Source organism: Verrucomicrobiia bacterium, assembly GCA_019634635.1.
GTDB lineage: Bacteria > Verrucomicrobiota > Verrucomicrobiia > Limisphaerales > UBA9464 > UBA9464.
Map to the genome: position 1 here is coordinate 1 of JAHCBB010000056.1, position 18,608 is coordinate 18,608.

Genomic DNA, 18,608 nt, shown 5'->3' on the forward strand with positions numbered 1-18,608 from the left:
TCGGCCCCAATCCCTGTTCCGCATCTCCCCCTCCCGGAGGAAATCTGCGCGGACGCAGGCGAGCCAGCCGCCCTGACCGGCTCTGATCCCTTCTGGCGGCGCCCTGTGGGGGTCGCCCAAGCCCAACTCGGTCGCGAAACTCGCAAGCACTTTCGGCTGGTCACTCTGTAGTTGCACCCCAACGTTGGATCTGACCGGACGTTGCGGCTCCGTCAAAATGCCGGGATCAGCCGTCCAGACATGGGACCTGTCACTCTGAGCCGCTCCGTCACTCCACCCTCCCGAATTGACCTCTCCACGATTTCTCCCCAGCCAGCGCACCCACTCCAAATCAGACTGTCCGGCGAGGAATGTGAGGCCGGCGCCGCGAGACAAACTTGCAGGTCGTCGCGGCAGCGAGCGTGAAACGCATCAGGTCTAGGCACCGTCGGCGCTTCACACCGCGGACCGGCGTCGCCTGAGGAAATAGGTGAGGACCGGCCCGATTCCCTTGCATTCAGTAAGTCCCCGCTCCTCGAAGATGAAGTCCTCCTTCAGGACCTGGTACGTGCTCTCGGAAACATGCACGGCCCCGGGTACACCGGATGATTCCATTCGGCTCGCCACATTCACGGTGTCGCCCCAAAGATCATACGTGAACTTCCGCTTGCCGATTACCCCGGCGACGATCGGGCCGGTGTTCATTCCCACGCGAATCTTGAGATCGGTGCCGTTGGCCGCGTTGAGCCGGTCCAGGGCGTCAATCATCTCCAATGCCGCATCAGCCACCGCCTGGGCATGGTCCTCGCGGGACACGGGAATCCCCCCGGCGAGCATGTAGCTGTCGCCGATTGTCTTGATCTTCTCGAGACGATGCCTCTCCACCAGCAGATCGAAGGCGGTAAAAATGCCGTTGAGAACCTTCACCAAATCGGCGGGAGCTGTGCGGCGGGAGAGCGCGGTAAATCCGACCAGGTCCGCGAACATCACCGTTACGGTCGGGTGCCCGTTCGCAATCGTGGGCTCCCCGAGCTTGAGCCGTTCGGCAATGGCCTTGGGCAGGATGTTCAGGAGCAGCCGCTCGGACTTATCCCGCTCAATCTCGAGCAGGTCTTTCTCCGTCTGCAGCTGAACCACGCGCAGTCGGTCGAGGTCCCGGAGGCGCTTTTTCTCTATGGACGATGTGACGCGGGCGCGCAGCAAGGTGGGATTGAAGGGTTTCGGCAGATAGTCCTCCGCGCCCAGTTCAATGCAATTGACGGCGTTCTCGATCTGCTCGGCGCCCGAGATCACGATGATCGGCAGTCCGCTCAAATGGTGGTTGTTCTTGACCGCGACGAGCACTTCCATGCCGTTCATCTCCGGCATTTCCATGTCGAGCAGCATCAAGTCGAAAGGCCGCTCGAGAACCAGGTCGATTGCCTGTCGCCCGTTGACGGCCTCGGTAACGTTTCTGAATCCGATGGCATTGAGGGCGCGGATCAGTGCCAGCCGCATGGTGCGGCTGTCATCAACCACCAGCACGGCGGCCCGGTGAAGAGCGCTGGTGCTGACATCGTCGGCTGCTGTTCCAGACGGAGGCGTGGCCCTCGATGGGGCACGCGATGGAAAGTCGGGGTTCACAAAAAAATGTTTGGGAGCGACTGCGCACTCAGGCATCTGTGCCGGCACGCGGCGTCAGGGTGATGATTCGTCCCACCTTGGCCAGCAACTGTTCCTCGCGGAACGGCTTGGTGACGTAGTCCCGAACGCCCAGACGGGCGACGGTGGCCATGTTGTCGCAACCCGTCTCGGCCGTGAGCATGATGACGGGGATTCGACGCAACACATCGTCCGCGCGCAACTGTCGCAGCATGGTGATCCCGTCCATGATCGGCATGTTGTAGTCGAGCAGGATGAGGTCCGGCCGTTCCCGCGCCGCCGCGGCCAGACCCTGCGCCCCGTTCTCCGCTTCGCACACCTCGCACTTGAACGGACGAAACAGCCGGGCCACCAGCAGGCGGATGGTCTTGCTGTCGTCCACGCTGAGGATTTTGGGGGTCATGATGGCCTCAGGATGCATCGGACCTCCAGCGTGAGCCGATGTCCCTCACAGATCCAATCCGTTTGGGTTCCCCCGGCATCGAGTTCTGACGACCCGCGGCGACCGGGGCCGCACCCGACGACCGGGGTGCCGAGCCGGCACGGGAAGCCGGCGGCATCCAAGGAGGCAGCCATGCGGCCGGCGACCATGTTGGCGAGTTCTCCGGCGAAATCCATAAGTTGGGTTGCGTCCGCGGACGTGGCGTCGAAAGGGCCCAGGAGGCGGGCGCTTGCCTCGCGGGCAAACGATTCCGGGAGGTCGAGGTGCACCTCGCCGGAGATCCGCTCCCCGCACATTGCCACCGTGGCGCCGAACCCGGGCCCTGCGACGCCGCCAGCAGTCCCAACGGCCCGGCGCACCTCCATTGCCGAAAGCGATACCAGAGCCTCAAGGACTTCGACCAATGCCCGGCTGCTGATGCCGCGCAGGTCGGGGACATTGGATGCGGCGCTCATGCACGGACCGGTTGAGCGAGGGCCTGCAACAGCGCCCGGGCCATTTCCGGCAGGGGCACGACGTGATCCACCACGCCCATCTTGATGGCCGCCTGCGGCATGCCGTAGACCACACAGCTGTCCTCATGCTCCGCGAGGGTGCGCGCCCCGGCAACGCGCAGCGCCTGCATGCCCCGGGCACCGTCCACCCCCATGCCCGTCAGCAGGACCGCCACCGCCTGCGCCCCGGCATGATCGGCCGCGGAACGGAACAGGACATCCACTGCCGGACGGCAATGATGCACCGGCGGTGACTGCGTCAATCGCGCGCGGTAGCCACGGCTCGAGGGCACCAATGCCAGGTGAAAATCGCCGGGCGCCACCAGACAGAGGCCCGGGCGCAGTTCATCGTCATTGGCAGCCTCGCGCACCTCAAACGGGCACAGTCCATTCAGATGCTCGGCCATCACTCGGGAAAAATTCGGCGGAATGTGCTGAACCACCGCAATCGGCGGCAGCCGGTCGGGCAGCTGCGGCAGTAGAAAGCGCAGGGCCTCGACTCCGCCCGTCGAGGCGCCGATCACGATGAGGCGGCGTGAGGAAAATTCGCCCGACGCAATTGCCTGCGGGGCGGGCGGCGGGGTGCCTCCGGGCTCCGCGCGACAAACTCGAAGGCGGGCGCTGGCAGCCGCCCTGACGTGGTATGCGAGGCGGTGGGCCAGCTCCCCAAGGGTCTCGTCCCCGTTGGGTTTGGCCAGAACGTCCACCGCCCCGGCCGCCAGGGCTTCCATGGCCTTGGCCGATCCCTGTGGGGTCAGGGAACTGATCACCACCACCGGTATCGGATGGTGCATCTGAAGGATTTTGAGAAAAGTAAGCCCATCCATCCGGGGCATTTCCAAGTCGAGCGTGAGGACGTCGGGTTCGAGCGAGAGTATCTTCTCGCGCGCGACATAGGCGTCCGCGGCAACGCCGACGACCTCGATCCCGGCATCCTGTCCGAGCGCCGCGCGGATGGCCCGCCGGGCCAGGGCGGAGTCATCCACCACCAAGACGCGAATCCTGCGAGGCGTGCTCATGGTTTGCGGTAGACACCTTGGCGAATCGACTCGAGCTCATGGTGGAGACCCATCAGGCTTTCCGAATGCCCGACGAACAGGTACCCGCCGGAGGCCAGTTGCCGGGTGAGCTTTTGCACCAGGATTCCGCGCGACGGTGGATCAAAATAGATCATCACGTTTCGGCAGAAGATCACGTGCTGCGGGCGCTGCACCGGATAGTCGGGCTGGAACAGGTTGATGCGCTGGAAGCGGACGTGTTGTTTCAGCTCCGGCCGAATCCGGCAGCTCCCGACGCGCACGCCGACACCCTTCTGAAAATAGCGCTTCAAGATCTCCCCGGTCACAGGAGGTTCGGCATTCATCCGGTAGATGCCCAGCTCTGCCGCGGTCAACATGCGCCGGGAAATGTCGGACGCCTCGACCCGCCAGTCGGCGGCGGGGGGATTCAGGCGAAAGTATTCGGCGAGGACCAGGGCCAGGGTGTACGCCTCCTCACCGGACGCCGCCGCCGCCGACCAGACCCGGAGCGGCGCCTTCTCGGCGGCAAGGCGCGGGATCCACTCCGGGAGGATCCGCTGGGCCAGATAGGTGAAATGTTCGGGCTCCCGGAAAAACCGGGTGTGATTGGTGGAAATGAGATCCACCAACTGCCCGATCTCGTCGCCGCCGCCCGCCGACTCCACGAAGGCGCAGTACTCGTCGAACGAGTCCATTCCGAGCGCACGCAACCGGCTCCGCAGCCGATTCGCCAGCAGGGGCTGCTTGTCCGGGCCGAGCCGGATCCGGCTGTGTTGGTACACCAGGGCCACGAGTGTACGATACGCTCCAGCGGACAACGTGGCCTTGAAGGTGGCATGCATTCGGGCGGGTCCGGCATCTCGAAGTCCGCCTAAAAGCTGCGGAAGTTGTCATCTTCTCCGCCCCCGCGCCCGGTCGAATCGCCAGGCATCGGGATGAACTTGCGTCCGCCACCCGCCAATGGCTTTGCCCCGCGAGACCGCGGTCGTGGGACGGATGCCGCCGGACCGCTGGACAGCGTATAGTGTGAGGTCTCGGCTACGGGCGCTGCCGGGCCGGGGGTCGAGGTGATCCCGCCGACCAGCTGGCGAAGCTGCCCGACCATGTCCTTCAGCGAACCGGCTTGGGCATTGAGCTGCTCCGCCGCGCTGGCGCTCTCCTCGGCACTGGCGGAATTGCTCTGGGTGACGCTGTCCATCTGGTTGATGGCGATGTTGATCTGTTCGATGCCCTGGGCCTGTTCGCGGGCCGCCGTGGCGATTTCCGCGACGAGGGAATCGGTCGCCGACACCTTTTCCGCAATCTGCGTGAGCGAATCCCCCACTTTGGCGCAGCTCCGGGACCCTTGCCGACTGCTGGCAATCGCCGCGTCAATCTTGTCCGCCGTTTCCTTCGCCGCTGCGGCACTGCGTTGCGCCAGCGAGCGGACCTCATCCGCCACGACGGCGAACCCGGCACCCGCCTCGCCCGCCCGCGCGGCTTCCACGGCGGCGTTCAGGGCGAGAATGTTCGTCTGGAAGGCGATCTCATCAATGTTCTTCACAATCTTGGCCACCTCGGCGCTGGAAGTGTCGATGGCGGCCATCGCCTGATTCATTTCGACCATCGTTTGGGAGCCGGCCTCCGCCACCGAGCGCGCCTCGCCGGCCAACGCCTTGGCCTTCTGCGCATTTTCCGCGGTCACGCGGATCATGGTCGACATCTCCTCGAGGGAGGCGCTGGTTTCCTCCACGGAAGCTGCCTGCTCGCTCGCGCCCGAGGAAAGGGTCTGGCTCGAGGCCGAAACCTGGTGTGCAGCGGCGGCGGTTTGGACGGCACCCGCGTCCAGTTTCGCCGCCAGATCCCGCAGGACGCGGTTGGTGGCCCGCACAACCTGCGAGGCCATCAGCGCGTTGCCCGCCAGGGCGAGGATCAGGCCGAGGAGGATCAGACGAACGCCGGATTCCGCCTGCTGCCTGCCATCGAGACCCGCGGCTGTGCCCAGCTTGTTGTTATAATTGACGTCGGCCTGCAACGCCTCAATCGAGGCCTCATAGGCCGGGAGGACCACCTCTGAAAGCCACTTCCGGGACTCCTCAATCTTGCTCAGGCGAACGAGCTCGAGGAGTCGGGTGCGGGCGGTGGCGAAGGCGGTGCGGGTTCGCCTGGCCTCCTCAAACAGGCGGCGATCCTCCCCGTCCGAAAGGAGTTCCTCATAGCGTCGAAACAGCTCATCAACACGGGCCCGGTTGCCCGCGATCGCCTGTTCGAGCTTCAGCCGCTGGTCCTCGGTGTCCGCCAGCAGGAACTGCTGGGCGAGGAGGAGATTCTCCCGCGACTCGAAGGAGACCTCATTCAGGATCAGCACGCTGGGAAGCGAGTTGTCCGAGAGGACGGTCAGATTCTGGCGGAGGCCGTGCAATCGCCAGAGGGCAAACGCGCCCAGCAGGAGGGTGATTACCAGCACCGCGGTAAAGCCGAGGCTAATCCGGCGTGAGATGGTCCAGGAGTTCATGTCGTTGGGGATTCGGAATTCGAGGCTGCGGTCGGAGGAAGCAACACGGGACCCTCCTCCAGAAAAATCCTCTCCAGATTGAGCAGCGTCTTGACGCCGCCATGGACCTTGGCCATGCCGGAAATGTACTGGTTGTCGGGAGAGCCTCCGAAATCCGGAGCTGGCTCCAATTCCGCCGCCGTCAGCAGGACGACCTCCTCCACGGCATCCACGATGGCGCCCACGAGCGTCAGCCCGGCCGGCACGGCGCCAAACTGAAGGACGATGATGCACGCCCGATCACCATACGTCCCGCCGGCGAGCTTGAACTTGGCCCGCAGATCGAGAATCGGAATGACCTTGCCGCGGAGGTTGATGACGCCCCGGATGCGTGCCGGCATTTGGGGAACCGGAGTGATGGGACACAGTCGGATGATTTCCCGCACGCTGAGCACGGGCAATCCATAGGACTCGCAGCCCAGCGCAAATGTGAGGTAGCGGCCGGGACCGGCTTCACCGGGGAGCGGGGGCGATGCGGCGGGGGTCATGGAGTCACAGTTCGGAATCGGGGTGAATCAGGCGGCGTGGATCGGTGCCCGGCTCCTGACCAGGGTATCCACATCGAGGATGAGCCCGACGCGGCCATCCCCTAGAATTGCAGCGCCCGCGAGCAGGCTTTGGTTTTGGAACGCCGATCCGAGATTCTTGATGACCACCTCCTGTTTGCCAACCAGTTCATCAACGAGGAGTCCCCGGGCAGCGGCGCCGGATTCGACGACCACCACGATTCCGTCGGTCGGGTCCAGTGCGCGAGCCGGCGTGCCGAGATAGCCTCCGAGCCTCAGGAGGGGCGTCAACCGGCCCCGCACGCTGACCACTTCGCCGCGCTCATGAATCGTCGTGACCATGCCCGGACGCGGACGAAACGACTCCCGCACGGAGAGGGTGGGAATGATGTAGCGCTCGTCACCAACCCCGACGAGGAGCCCGTCAATGATGGCGAGCGTCAGAGGCAGCACGATGGTAAAGGTGGTGCCCTGGCCGGGGACGGAATGTATTTCGATCTTGCCGCGCAGGGTTTCCAGGTTCCGGCGAACGACATCCATGCCCACGCCCCGGCCGGAAAGGTCCGTCACGGAATCGGCCGTGGAAAAGCCCGGCGCAAAGATGAGCGAAAAGATCTCCGCCTCCGTGGGGGTCGCGTTGGCTGGGACCAGCCCCCGCTCCCGCGCCTTGGCCAGGATGCGTTCCTGATCGAGCCCTCGGCCATCGTCGGCGATCTGGATGACAATGCCGCCCCGCTGGTGGGCGGCGCTGAGCCGGATCGTTCCCAGGGCCGGTTTGCCCGCGGCGACGCGCGTGGCGGGGGGTTCGATGCCGTGATCGGCCGCGTTGCGGATCATGTGGACCAGCGGGTCACCGAGTTCCTCCACGATGTTGCGGTCCACCTCCGTCTCCTCGCCCTCCAGCACCAGCTGAAGCTCCTTTTGCTGTTGAGCCGCCAGGTCGCGGACGAGGCGGGTCAGCTTCTGGAACGTGGCCCGGATCGGCACGAGCCGCAGCGACATTGCATTGCGCTGCAACTCCGTGGTGATCCGTCCGAGCTGGCGCAGACAGCGCGCGAGCTGGCGGCTGGGCAGCCGCTGCACTTCGGGGTCTTGAATCACCATGGACTGCGCGATGACCAGCTCGCCCACTAGATCCACCAGGGTGTCGAGTTTTCGGGTGTCCAGTTTGATGAAACCGGCGGCGCCATCCGCCGCCGCTCCCCGACGTCCACCATCCGCAGCGGAACGCGGCGCAACCGCGGCCGGAGGCGTCCCGGTGGCGACGGGACCCGAGGCAGACAAACCGGTGACCGGCAGCTGCGGAACGACCGCGGGCTGCGGCGCAGCCGATGCGGAACTGCCGGCTGGGTCCGGTTCACCGCGAAGTGCGGCTCGAGTCCTCCGGAGGATCTGGCGGGTGGGAACCACGATGGGGGTGCCTGCCTCGGTGCCCTGGAGTTGGGCACCAATCTCGTGGGTGAACTGCCTGAGCGCATCCCCACCGGCGAGAATCACGTCAATGATTTCGGACGTGATGTTGAGATCCGAACGCCGAGCCGCATCGAGGAGCGACTCCAGCTCGTGGGCGAGATCCCGCAGCGCGCCGAGATGCAGGAAGCCGGCACCGCCCTTGAAGGTGTGGAAGGCGCGAAAAATGGAATTGATGGTATTGGCATCCGCTGGGTTGTCCTCCAGCAACAGCACTCCCCGCTCGATGTTCTGAAGCAGCTCCAGCGATTCGGTGTGAAACTCCCGCAGCAGCTCAAGATCGTCGGTGAGGTTGAGGCGAATTGCCGGCTCCTCCTCGGCGGACTCCCGGGCGGGGGCCGCGGCCGAGACGACGCCGGTCGCCGGACGCTGGCTCCCTGCCGGAACCGCGCCCGTTTTGACCAACGTCGCTGAGGCCGCCTTTCCCCGGCTTGAACCCCACGAGACGGGTGGTGGTGGAAGCGTTGAACCACGCCCCCACGCCCCCAGGGCGGTACTCATCCAGGAATGCCATTCGTTGAAGAGGTGAATGGAATCGGCGTTGAAGTGGCCCGGGCCATCAAGGATCTGGTCGAGCCAGGCGCGTGCGACGGAGATCCCCGAGGCCACCTCGGGCGGCGCAACCGGATGGATGAATTCCTCCAGATCCATGACGAAGCTGTTGATCGGCAGCAACCCCGTGTCGTGATCCGGTTCGACAAACGCCAACTCGACGCCCAATTGGCCCAGAATCTCAGCCGCCCTGGCCAGGATGGCTGCGTCGTGTTCACTCCCCGCCATTGGTCGGGACAGCCTGCCCGATGTGGAGGAGCGGAATCGAATGGAATCGGCGGGCTGCGGCGGGGCGAGTCCGGGTGTTGGGCTGGCACCCGACAAGACCCGGTTGGCTCCCCGATCCCGGGCCCGTGGAGCAGCACCGCGCTTCCCGCGCTGGCCCGATTTCCCGGAAGCGACCACGAGCCATGATCCTGGCTCGCGTCGGTAGGTCTTGAGGGGACTCGGTGCCGGAGGTTCATTTCCAGAACACCGCACTCTCTCTGGATGCAGTAGCAGGATGGATCCGCCGCGGCCTGTCAGCCGATGCGGGGTGTAGAGCGTCCGGAGACGTGGGGTCAATGGACCTGTCACTCTGAACTCGCTCCGCTCTTGGTCCGCAAAACAACTGGGATGCGCCACCGGCGTCAGCGCATGACATCGGCATTGCGCCGGTCGCCGTGGGGCGGTGAACTCCGCGGCACCCTTCATGAACGCTGCGTGGATCTGTCTGTTGGTCGCCGGGCTGTTTGAAATCGGCTGGCCTGTGGGGCTCAAGCTCGCGCAGGCGCCCGGACGCATGGTCCCCGGCATTGCCATTGCGGTGGGATGCATGGCTCTCAGCGGGGGGTTCCTCTGGATGGCGCAGAAGGGCATCCCCATGGGAACAGCCTACGCCGTTTGGACGGGCGTCGGTGCCGCCGGGACCTTTTTGGTTGGCATCGCCGTCTACGGGGATCCAACCGGCTGGACCCGCCTGTCGGGGATCGGACTGATCATTGCCGGGGTCGCCACTTTGAAGATGGCGCATTGAAGGCGCACTGGACACCGCCGGAGGCCGAGCCACTCCGCCGGACGGACCTTCCCCTCGCTGCGGGAGACGCATTTGGCCAATGCGCGGCCAATGTGCGCGGCCAATGGACCTGTCCCTCTGAACTCCCGGGAATGGCGAAGGACTGGCCGGTATCGGCACCGAGGGAGCGTTTCCCGGGGGAAAGTGACTGTTGTTGCGCACTCGGCATCTGGACCGGATTCCGTGATGGTTTGGCCAAGGCGTCGCGTCCGAATCCCATCATGAATCGGATCCCTCTGCTGCTCGCTGGCGCGCTGGCCGTCTCCGCCGCTGAACCCCGTTTCGCGACGGTCTTCACGTCGGGGACCGAGGGCTACGCCTCCATCCGTATCCCCGCGGTTCTGGTGACCCGGGATGGCACCGTGCTGGCCTTCGCCGAGGGCCGGCAGCGGCCGCAGGACCAGGCCGAGAATGACATCGTGTTCAAGCGGAGCACCGACGGCGGCCGGACCTGGTCGGCGCTCCAGGTGCTTCACAACGACGGCGCCCACTCGCTCAATAATCCCACGGTGGTGCAGGAGCGGGAGGGAGGCCGGGTGTTTCTGTGGTATCAGCGGATTCCATCGCATCTGCGGGAGAACGACCCGGGAATTGCGACCGGACTCTCGGGCCCGGACATCTACCGCAACTTCCTGACGACCTCGGACGACGACGGTGTGACCTGGAGCGCTCCGCGCGATGTCACCGCCACGACCAAAAGGCCGGTGCGGGCGACCACAGTGGCGAGCGGTCCGGGGATCGGCATCCAGCTCACGCGGGGACCGCATCGCGGGCGGCTGATCATTCCGTTCAACGAGGGCCCCTACGGTTCCTGGCAGAACTATGCGGTCTACTCCGACGACGCCGGCCGGTCGTGGGCCTATGGCGAGGATGTGCCGAACGCCCTCCAGCCGGACGGGCGGAGCTGGATCAACGAAGTGCAGATGGCGGAATTGAGTGACGGCAGCGTGCGGTTGGATTCCCGGCAGTTCGGGGGCGCCAGGGTGCGCAAGACGTCGGTCAGCCGCGACGGGGGTCGAACCTGGTCGCCCGTCGTCGAACTGCCGGATTTGACCGATCCGAGCTGCATGGCCGGACTGCTCCGCTACTCGTTTGACGGGCCGGCGGGACGCGGCCGGTTGCTACACACCGGGCCGGACAGCACACAACGCGCCCACGGGACCGTCTGGCTGAGCACCGACGACGGCGAGACGTGGCCGGTGAAGCGGGAATTCTGGCCGGGCGGCTTCGCCTACAGTGTGCCCGCGCGGTTGGCGGACGGGGCCGTTGGGGTTCTCTTTGAGGCGGACGACTACCGGACGATCCAGTTCGCGCAGTTCTCGATGGACTGGGTGGAGGAAACGCGGTGACGCCTTCGAGTACTGGGAGGCGGTTCCGGCGTCGGAGGCCCATGCGACTCCTGCTGCCGCTGCTCCTCGTTTCGTCTCTGACCGCGGCCACCGTCCGGGTCGCTGTGGACGGCAGCGATTCCGGCGATGGCAACCCCGGGAGTCCCCTGGCATCGGTGGGCGCCGCTTTGGATGCCGCCCGAAGATTGAAGGCAGCAAACCCGGCCGAGCCGGTGATCGTCGTATTCGGCGACGGGCGCTTTGAGCTCGCGGAGCCGCTCCGAATCACCCCTGGCGATTCGGGTCTCACGCTGCAGGCGCGATCTCCCGGCAGGGCGGTCTTGTCCGGTGGCATTCGCCTGACCGGCTGGACGGCCGCGTCCAACCGGCACGAACCATGTTGCCCACAACCTCATCGCCGACCTGTTCCACACCGGCATTTCGGTCGGCTGGAACTGGGGTTACGAGCTGACGCCCTGCCGTGCCAACGTGAACAACGTCATTATCGCCCGGTCCGGGACGTTGCTCGCCGGCAATTGGAGCGGCACCACCAACCAGTTCTGGAGCGATCGGAACGTTTGGTTCGACACCCGGAATGGTGCGGATGCCACCCGGTACTCGTTCGCCGGAGCACCGTGGTCCGCCTGGCGGGCGCGTGGGCAGGACCCGCATTCGGTCATCGCCGACCCGCTGCTCGTGGACCCGGAGCGACCGGAACTCGGGCTCAGGAGGGACTCGCCCGCGTTCGCCCTGGGCTACCGGCAGATTGACCTGGGCACCGTCGGACCACGGGCGCCGGGGCGGCGGTAATGATCCGGTGTCGGCCGGTGATGCGATGGTGCGTGTGCCGCGTTCATCCGGGGAGCAGCGTGTCGCAGCGGAGTCCGTCGCCGCCAGGTTCCGTCACGCGATCCAGGGCACCCAGGAATCCCGCCAGCCAACGGGCCTCGGTGGCGCGGGAATACAATGCCGCATAGAAGTCGGCCTCGAGTTCCAGATCCTGTCCGAGGTCGCTCCAGGAATGCAGGAACTCGAATTTGGTCGCCACGGCGGGCAACGGAACCTCTCGCGTCCGGACACCGTCGAGATCCAGGGAGCGGAGCCGTGAAGATTTCGGCTTCCAGTTGACCGAAAACGGAACCAGTCCACAGCGGGATGGATCCTGGCGCGCCCCTCGAAGTGCCACGATCCGCGCCAGCGACCCCTGGGCATGATCCATGGCGTTCAGGAGGTCGCGATGAACCCGTTGAATGAATGTGGGAATCGCCGCGGCCGGATCCAGTTTCAAACGGAAGGGCACCAGCCCCGCAACCACCCCGAAGAGCGACTCCGTCTCCGGACGCTCCCGCCCGGAGACGGGCACTCCGATGCAAAGATCCCGGCATCCAGAGAGTCCCGCGAGTTGGAGCCCCCACACGGCCAGAAGCACGGTGAAGGGACTGACACACTGGTTCTGGGCGAACGACCGCAGGCGCCCGTAGCGCCCGGGGCCAAGGGTTCCCGTCAGCCGGTCCGCTTCCCCGGTGAACTTCGACGGGCGCTCGCAATCCGTGGGAAGATCAGGCACCTCCGCCACGCCCTGCAGGAGGCGCGCCCAGTGTTGGGAGTCGGATTCCGTTCGCACTTGTGCTTCCGCAGTGCGCCACCCCGAGGCCCATTCGAGGAATGAGCGGGTCGGAGAACCATACGCCGGCACCGTTCCCCCGAGGATGGCCCGGTACGCAGCGGAGAGTTCACCGGTCAGAATTCCGATGGAAGTCCGGTCACAGATCAGATGGTGGAGGACCAGGAGCAGGACCGAATCCTCGTCACTGTGCTGGATCAGCAGGGCCCGGATCCCGGGCGTCGTCTCCAGGTCGAACGGAGCGCGAATGGCGGCATCCAGAAGTGCGGCCGCGGCGGCATCGCGCCGGTTCAGCGCGACGCCGCGCAGCGAATGAACTCCAAGCGCTGGCGTCCAGTCGTCCAACGCCAACTGCACCGGACCCTGCCCGCCGAAGCGAATCACCGTCCTCAACGCCGCGTGGCGACGAACCACGGCGACGAGTGCGTGCCGAAGCACACCGGGGTCCAGGGCGCCAAGAAGCCGAACCGCTTCCGCCTCGTGATAGGCCACCGGGTTGGCCATCGTCTGACTGTGGATCCAGATCCCCTCCTGCATGGGAGTCAGCGCGACTTCGGTTTCGCCACGAGCGGAAGCCACGGAAGAACCCGAAGAAACGGTGGAGACATCCAGGCGTGTTCGGATCAGTGCCGATTGGCCACGGAGCGTGGGATGCCTCAAGAACTCGGCCAACGTGAGGACGACTCCCAGTCCGCGGTGGATCCGGTGGATGACCTGCTGAGCCGGGAGGGAATGGCCCCCGAACGCAAAGAAGTTGTCCTCCGGATTCTCCGGTCTCCGGCCGATTGCGTCCTCCCACGCCCGCGCCAGGAACGGCTCCACTGAGTCCCCGGGGCGGGCGGGCGCACGGGTCGGGTCCGTCGCCCTCGCTTGAGCGAGCCGCTCCCTGAAATGGTCCGCCAGCCGGCTTCGTTGAACCTTGCCGGTTGCGGTGCGGGGCAAGTCGTCCACCGCAAGGATCAGCGACGGGGTCCGCAGTTCCCCGATGAGGCGGGCGCAGTGCGTTCTCAGGGACCCGGAGTCGGTCGTCGCTCCAGCCCGCAATCTGACGAAGGCCACAATGTCCTCGCCCCAGTGCGGGTCGGGTACGCCGACGGCCGCGACTTCCGCAACGTCGGGATGGGATTGAAGGGCTTCGTCAACGGCCGGCGGCGCGATGTTGATGCCACCCTTGATGATCAGGTCGCGGCTGCGTCCGGCAATGTGGATGAACCCATCGGCATCGCGCCAGGCGAGGTCCCCGGTGTCCAGCCAGCCCTCCGCGTCCAGAACCTCCGCCGTGGCCTGCGGATCGCGGAAGTAGCCGCGCATGACACTGGGACCACGGATCAACAACGCGCCGGGTTCGTCGGGTTCGGCATTCGGGCATTCCCCGCGGACGATCCGCATTTCGAAGCCGACGGCACGTCCGGGCGATCCGAGGCGGCGCGTCTCCGGCGGCATGGGCTGGGACAAGATCACGCCTCCGGCCTCGGTGGATCCCATGGCCTGGATCAGCGGGATTCCAAACCGTTCTTCGAAGGACTGCTGGAGTGCCGGCCGGAGCGGCGCCGAGGATGACCGGAGGAAGCGGATCGCGGCGCTGCCGCGCTGCGGATCCGGAGCCTGCGGGTCCTGCCAGTCCATCAACTGGGCGACGATTGCGGGCACGAGGGCCGACCAGGTGCAGCCAAACTCGCTCATCCATTGCCAGAAGCGCTCGAGCCGAAACCCCGGACAGAGGACCACGGATCCGCCGGAACAGAGGGTCGGCAGGAGGGTGATGGTGATGGCATTCAGGTGGTGCCACGGCAGCACGCAAAGGCTGCGATCCTCCGGTCTCAAGTCATGCGCATTTCGGCCGTTTGCCGCCGAGGCCACCAAACCGGCGTGGGTCAGCAGGACACCCCGCGGTGTTCCGGTGCTGCCGGAGGTGAAGATCAACAGCGCGTCATCATCGGGGAAGGGGTATCCCGAACTTGGGCGGGCCACGGAAGCTTCATGGGATGCTTCCGGAATCTGGTCGGTGGTGACGACCCGTGCTCCGGAGGTTCCGGCGATCCAATCGGGGAGGAGAGACGGAGAGATGATGTGGAGCGGGGCCTCCGTGAGGGCACGGACATGACCGTGGAATCCGGCGCCGCCGCGTGGATCGAGCGGCACCGGAACCAGCCCGCCACTCCACGCCCCGAGGAGCAGACGAACCACGGCCTGAGGCTCCTCAACGGCGATGAGGATCCGGTCTCCACGGCGCGCCCCTGCCCGGTACATCCAGGTTGCAAGTTGCTGCGCGTCCTGTCGGACGCCGGCAAAGCTCGTTTCGCGGCCGCTTGCGGCGTCCACGAGAAACGTCGCCTCCGGCCGCCCGGCAGCCTCACCATCAAGCAGGGCGGGAAGCGTCAGGGACATGGCGGTGCTTTCGGGGGATTGGGCGGCCAGGGGAGGACTCCACGCATCATCACGGTTCGGATGGGAGGGACGGTTCGATGTGGATGAGGACGTCCCGGACCGACGGGTGGTCCAAATCGAGTCTTGACTGATCTGGGATCACTGGTTCAACAAGAGCGGTCTCGAAGGACTATCCTGCAAAATCCAGAATGGCCGAATCAACCTCCCAGAACCCCGCAGGTATTCGAAAGCCACTCCCGATCGACGTCAAGTCGAACCTTCAGTGTGTTGGCCGCCGTTCATATGCTTCAGCTGTTGTAGCAATTTTCCTCTGCAGACTGGTTCTACAGACACAAGGACAAGTTTCCGGAAATCAAGTGCCTTCAGCTTCTTCTCCTGCAACTAGAGGAATTGTCGTTCCAGTTCGTTCATCTCAAGGCGATACGTCCGCGGTCCTGAAGATTGATCGCGTGTTCACGGAGAATGACAAGCACGGTTTTCTTCGATTTGGCTTCAAATCGTCCCTTGTTTGGGAAGGGGTGACTGTAGAGCTCCAAGCTCGCGATGCCACAGCGGAGTGGCTGAGGAAACTCTCATTGGCGACGGACGTTCGCAAAGTAACCCGCGGCATTACGTTTCGTCGGCTGAGGATAAAATCCGCGTATGGCGAATGCACATTTCTAGAGTGTGAAAGTGCCCAACCGTTGCGCGATGGCACTCTCGTGGTTTTTGGTGCACGTTGGACAGATGGTGAGGGAACACCAGTGTGTCTGGCGAAAGCCACCTTATCGAACATCGTCAATGGCCTTAGGTTAAGCGACGCCTCCAGACATTGGGATATTAATTTCATCGGTCTTCCCTCCATAAATTAATGAAGGCTTACTTTAAAGATCTGCCAAATACGCTTTTCTTGGTGGGTACCTCTCTCATGGGGGTTTTCGGAAACGCCCAGGATCCGCTCACTACAGTGTCCATCTCACCATCGATACCTGCCTCGGAAGGCGGTATCGTGAAAGTAGTCGAAGGTGAGGGTCTCTCCCTGCGAGCAATTCACAACGGCCATTCGACAGCCTTTCTCTGGCGCAAAGATGGGGTGTTCTTGACGGGAGCGACAGAGAGAACTTTCTTTCTTTCGCACGTCCAAACTGCGGACAGCGGCAGCTACTCAGTAGAGGTGATCGCCGGTAACACGCCAGTGGAGTCGGCGCCGGTTCACGTTAGAGTTGTCGAAGGGTTTAGACTGGACCAATCCCCGCCAGGTTCGGTACCAGTGAATACTGACGTCCAACTCGACCTCGTTTTGGCGACTGAAGGCATGCCATCTGAGATCACCTGGTTTCATAACGGCTCGCAGCTTTCCGATTCCAAGCACCCGAAGATCGTGGTATCAAAAGCCACATTCGCAGCCGCTGGAGTGTATCAAGCCAGGGCGTATCATCCAACGGTCGGTCGCTTGGTCTACAGTCCTTCAGTGCGGCTTCGAGTCTACGCGCAGTTGAATCCCGCCGAGATAGTTGTGCAGCCGCAGCAGCAGACTGCTACTCGAGGAGGTTCAGCGATCTTTACGGTGGGGGTCTCGGGATCACCGCCGTTCAGGTATCAGTGGCAGAAGGGTGGCAGCAACATCAACGGCGCGACGAATTTTTTCCTGAGACTCAACGACCTGGAGCCAACTGATGCTGTTTCCTATCGTTGCGTAGTGGCGGGAGTTGTGGGGCCCGCGGCCGTCACTTTGCCGGCGATCCTAACCTTAAAGCCTCCCACGATTAGTAGTGAGATTGCCGATCGACTTGTAATGAGCGGCCGCGCGGCGCTCGCTCAAAGGACAAACCCAGGCCTGACTGCCGCAACGACGACATTTCTGACCGCCTTGCAGGTGGATCCTGATCACGAAGCAGGAAATATCTTTTTTGCAGCCTCGCGTATCGCCGACATTGTAAACCACCGATCTGCCAATGATCTTCTCGACCGCCTCGGGGTAGCCAAGGCCAAGCGAAATTTGTACCATTGGGACGCTGGGCCGTCGCGCGACAAAGACGGGAATCTGATCGCGCCGGTCGGCACCGATTCCGCCGAAGTAATTGCCTTTGCGCGCACCAACCTCCTCCTTGAATTACAAGGAGCTCTAACCAATCTCAGCCAAGCGGCAGATGCTGACCTTGCCATCATGGTAACCAAGAATGAGTCACTATTAGATGATGTAATTGTTGACCAGGGTGACATTCAACTCGTGCGTGCAGTGCTTTGCCTCGCCGAATATTTTATCCGGACCACCTATAGCTGGAATCTCTCAACACAGCTATCTGATCTGGCTGATCTCAAGAGATCCGATTCCTTGACGGTGGAGAAGCTTATGGCAGGCTATCCGCAGCTTCTTACCATGGCCAATTCCGGGGAAGTCGTGCCGGCAATCACGGCACTTGAAACGGCTATTGATTCCTACGTTCAAGGCGCCGGAATTATTCGGAGTCGGCCGGCCGGCCTCACTCGGTTATTCAATGTCGACCGGGAGGACGAAGATTCTGAGGAGCGGTTTCGTCAAGGGTTGATTGATCTTAAAGCCTCGCTGTCAGGCTTGATCACCGTTGCCGAACGCCCCGAGTTCCAAGTCAATCTGGGCCGGTTACTGGGTGAAACGAATGGTCCACATGGTTTGCTTCCTGCGTTTGAGGGTAATATTCCTGACCCCGCGACGCTTCCAAATCCGAATTTCTCTGATTCAATCCAATCGCGTGGTGCGCCTATTATTCTTATGCAACCTGTAGGCAGGAGTGGACACGAGCTTGGTGTGTTCGCTGTTGGGCAGCCACCGCTTACTTTCCAATGGCAGATGAACGGCTCTACCATTCCGGGAGCTACGAATCCCATTTTAACGCTACCATTTGTTCCAAACAAGAAAACCAATGAGATTCAGGTAGTGGTTAGCAATTCTCTCGGTGTTGTGGCCAGCCGTGTTGTGTTGGCATCACTAGCCGGGGGTTCACTATCCTGGAACATCACGCTCGCGGCTGAGAATTCATTTGGACTTCTGCTGTCCGGGCCAACCGGGCTGCGCGTCATCATCGAGACATCAAACGATCTTCGAACATGGAGGCCGGCGGTTACCAATGACATGCCGGCGGATGGCCGACTGAGCCTGCTTCCTGCTTTGATTGTTGAGCCGCGACGGTTCTTTCGTGCCACTGTTGAGTGATTTGTTTAATTGATATAAGGATTCATTGGAATCTTGATCTGGTTTGCCCCAAATCATTGGCACTGGAAATTTGTGGTGTTTGTCGTTGAAGCAGATGCCTCCGCTTTCAATCGAGGCGACGATAATTGGAATGATAGATCTCCAGAGTCCTAGTATGCCACCAAGCAGAAGAACTCCGACGATAAAGACAAAATGAAGGAAGCCATATTCCTAATCATAGGTGCGTTTATCGCCGGAAGCTTTGGATTCGCCCAAACTGCCTTCGACCGCAGGGCTCAACTCGTCATCGTGCTTAATATAGCGATTCATAGACTGCGACGCATGGACGGCGAAGAGCTTCAAACCCTTCTGGTGGAGGTTGTCGGAATGTCTAGCGATATAGAATTCGCGTTCTTGTCCGCTGGCC

General features: G+C 63.4%; 14 protein-coding genes. 4 read left to right on the forward strand and 10 right to left on the reverse strand.

The genetic code is table 11. The annotated features are described in order from the left end of the window. Positions 1-435: 435 nt before the first annotated feature. Genes KF791_20285 through KF791_20320 form a run of 8 tightly spaced genes read right to left on the reverse strand, consistent with a single transcriptional unit; the run spans position 436 to position 8,585 of the window. Positions 436-1,638 (reverse strand): response regulator, encoded by a 1,203-nt coding sequence (locus KF791_20285; GenBank protein MBX3734922.1) that lies wholly within the window; start codon positions 1,636-1,638, stop codon positions 436-438. Beyond that, positions 1,631-2,023, reverse strand: a complete 393-nt coding sequence (locus KF791_20290) for a response regulator (GenBank protein ID MBX3734923.1) — start codon at positions 2,021-2,023, stop codon at positions 1,631-1,633. The genes KF791_20285 and KF791_20290 overlap by 8 nt, the downstream gene beginning before the upstream one ends. Beyond that, complete coding sequence (locus KF791_20295; protein MBX3734924.1) at positions 2,020-2,517, reverse strand: chemotaxis protein CheX; 498 nt, start codon at positions 2,515-2,517, stop codon at positions 2,020-2,022. The genes KF791_20290 and KF791_20295 overlap by 4 nt, the downstream gene beginning before the upstream one ends. Further along, positions 2,514-3,575 carry a chemotaxis response regulator protein-glutamate methylesterase gene (locus KF791_20300; GenBank protein ID MBX3734925.1) on the reverse strand — a complete coding sequence of 354 codons (1,062 nt, stop codon included), beginning with the start codon at positions 3,573-3,575 and terminating at the stop codon, positions 2,514-2,516. The genes KF791_20295 and KF791_20300 overlap by 4 nt, the downstream gene beginning before the upstream one ends. Further along, complete coding sequence (locus tag KF791_20305; GenBank protein ID MBX3734926.1) at positions 3,572-4,417, reverse strand: protein-glutamate O-methyltransferase CheR; 846 nt, start codon at positions 4,415-4,417, stop codon at positions 3,572-3,574. Before KF791_20305 ends, KF791_20300 begins: the two co-directional genes overlap by 4 nt. A gap of 29 nt (positions 4,418-4,446) precedes the next feature. Next, entirely contained in the window at positions 4,447-6,069 is a 1,623-nt protein-coding gene (locus tag KF791_20310; protein MBX3734927.1) for an MCP four helix bundle domain-containing protein, read from the reverse strand. Further along, the gene (locus KF791_20315; GenBank protein MBX3734928.1) at positions 6,066-6,596 is read right to left on the reverse strand and encodes a purine-binding chemotaxis protein CheW; all 531 of its coding nucleotides are present in this window, start codon (positions 6,594-6,596) and stop codon (positions 6,066-6,068) included. Before KF791_20315 ends, KF791_20310 begins: the two co-directional genes overlap by 4 nt. A gap of 27 nt (positions 6,597-6,623) precedes the next feature. Continuing rightward, a complete protein-coding gene (locus tag KF791_20320; protein ID MBX3734929.1) occupies positions 6,624-8,585 on the reverse strand; it encodes a chemotaxis protein CheA in 1,962 nt (653 codons plus the stop codon). A 742-nt stretch (positions 8,586-9,327) separates the two neighbouring features. On the opposite strand from KF791_20320, the gene KF791_20325 reads away from it, so the two are divergent. From KF791_20325 to KF791_20335, 3 genes are all read left to right on the forward strand, one after another. Further along, positions 9,328-9,651 carry a multidrug efflux SMR transporter gene (locus KF791_20325; GenBank protein MBX3734930.1) on the forward strand — a complete coding sequence of 108 codons (324 nt, stop codon included), beginning with the start codon at positions 9,328-9,330 and terminating at the stop codon, positions 9,649-9,651. A gap of 260 nt (positions 9,652-9,911) precedes the next feature. Beyond that, positions 9,912-11,039, forward strand: coding sequence for an exo-alpha-sialidase (locus tag KF791_20330; GenBank protein MBX3734931.1), 1,128 nt, complete (start codon positions 9,912-9,914; stop codon positions 11,037-11,039). A gap of 468 nt (positions 11,040-11,507) precedes the next feature. Further along, positions 11,508-11,828, forward strand: a complete 321-nt coding sequence (locus KF791_20335; GenBank protein MBX3734932.1) for a hypothetical protein — start codon at positions 11,508-11,510, stop codon at positions 11,826-11,828. Positions 11,829-11,871: 43 nt separating this feature from the next. Here the strand turns inward: KF791_20335 and KF791_20340 are convergent, their stop codons facing one another. Beyond that, positions 11,872-15,030, reverse strand: a complete 3,159-nt coding sequence (locus tag KF791_20340) for an AMP-binding protein (protein ID MBX3734933.1) — start codon at positions 15,028-15,030, stop codon at positions 11,872-11,874. An 850-nt stretch (positions 15,031-15,880) separates the two neighbouring features. Here KF791_20340 and KF791_20345 point away from each other — a divergent pair. After that, the gene (locus KF791_20345; GenBank protein MBX3734934.1) at positions 15,881-18,202 is read left to right on the forward strand and encodes an immunoglobulin domain-containing protein; all 2,322 of its coding nucleotides are present in this window, start codon (positions 15,881-15,883) and stop codon (positions 18,200-18,202) included. Between the two features lie 210 nt (positions 18,203-18,412). Here the strand turns inward: KF791_20345 and KF791_20350 are convergent. Then, on the reverse strand, positions 18,413-18,608 hold a 196-nt coding region (locus KF791_20350; GenBank protein MBX3734935.1), incomplete at its 5' end, for a hypothetical protein.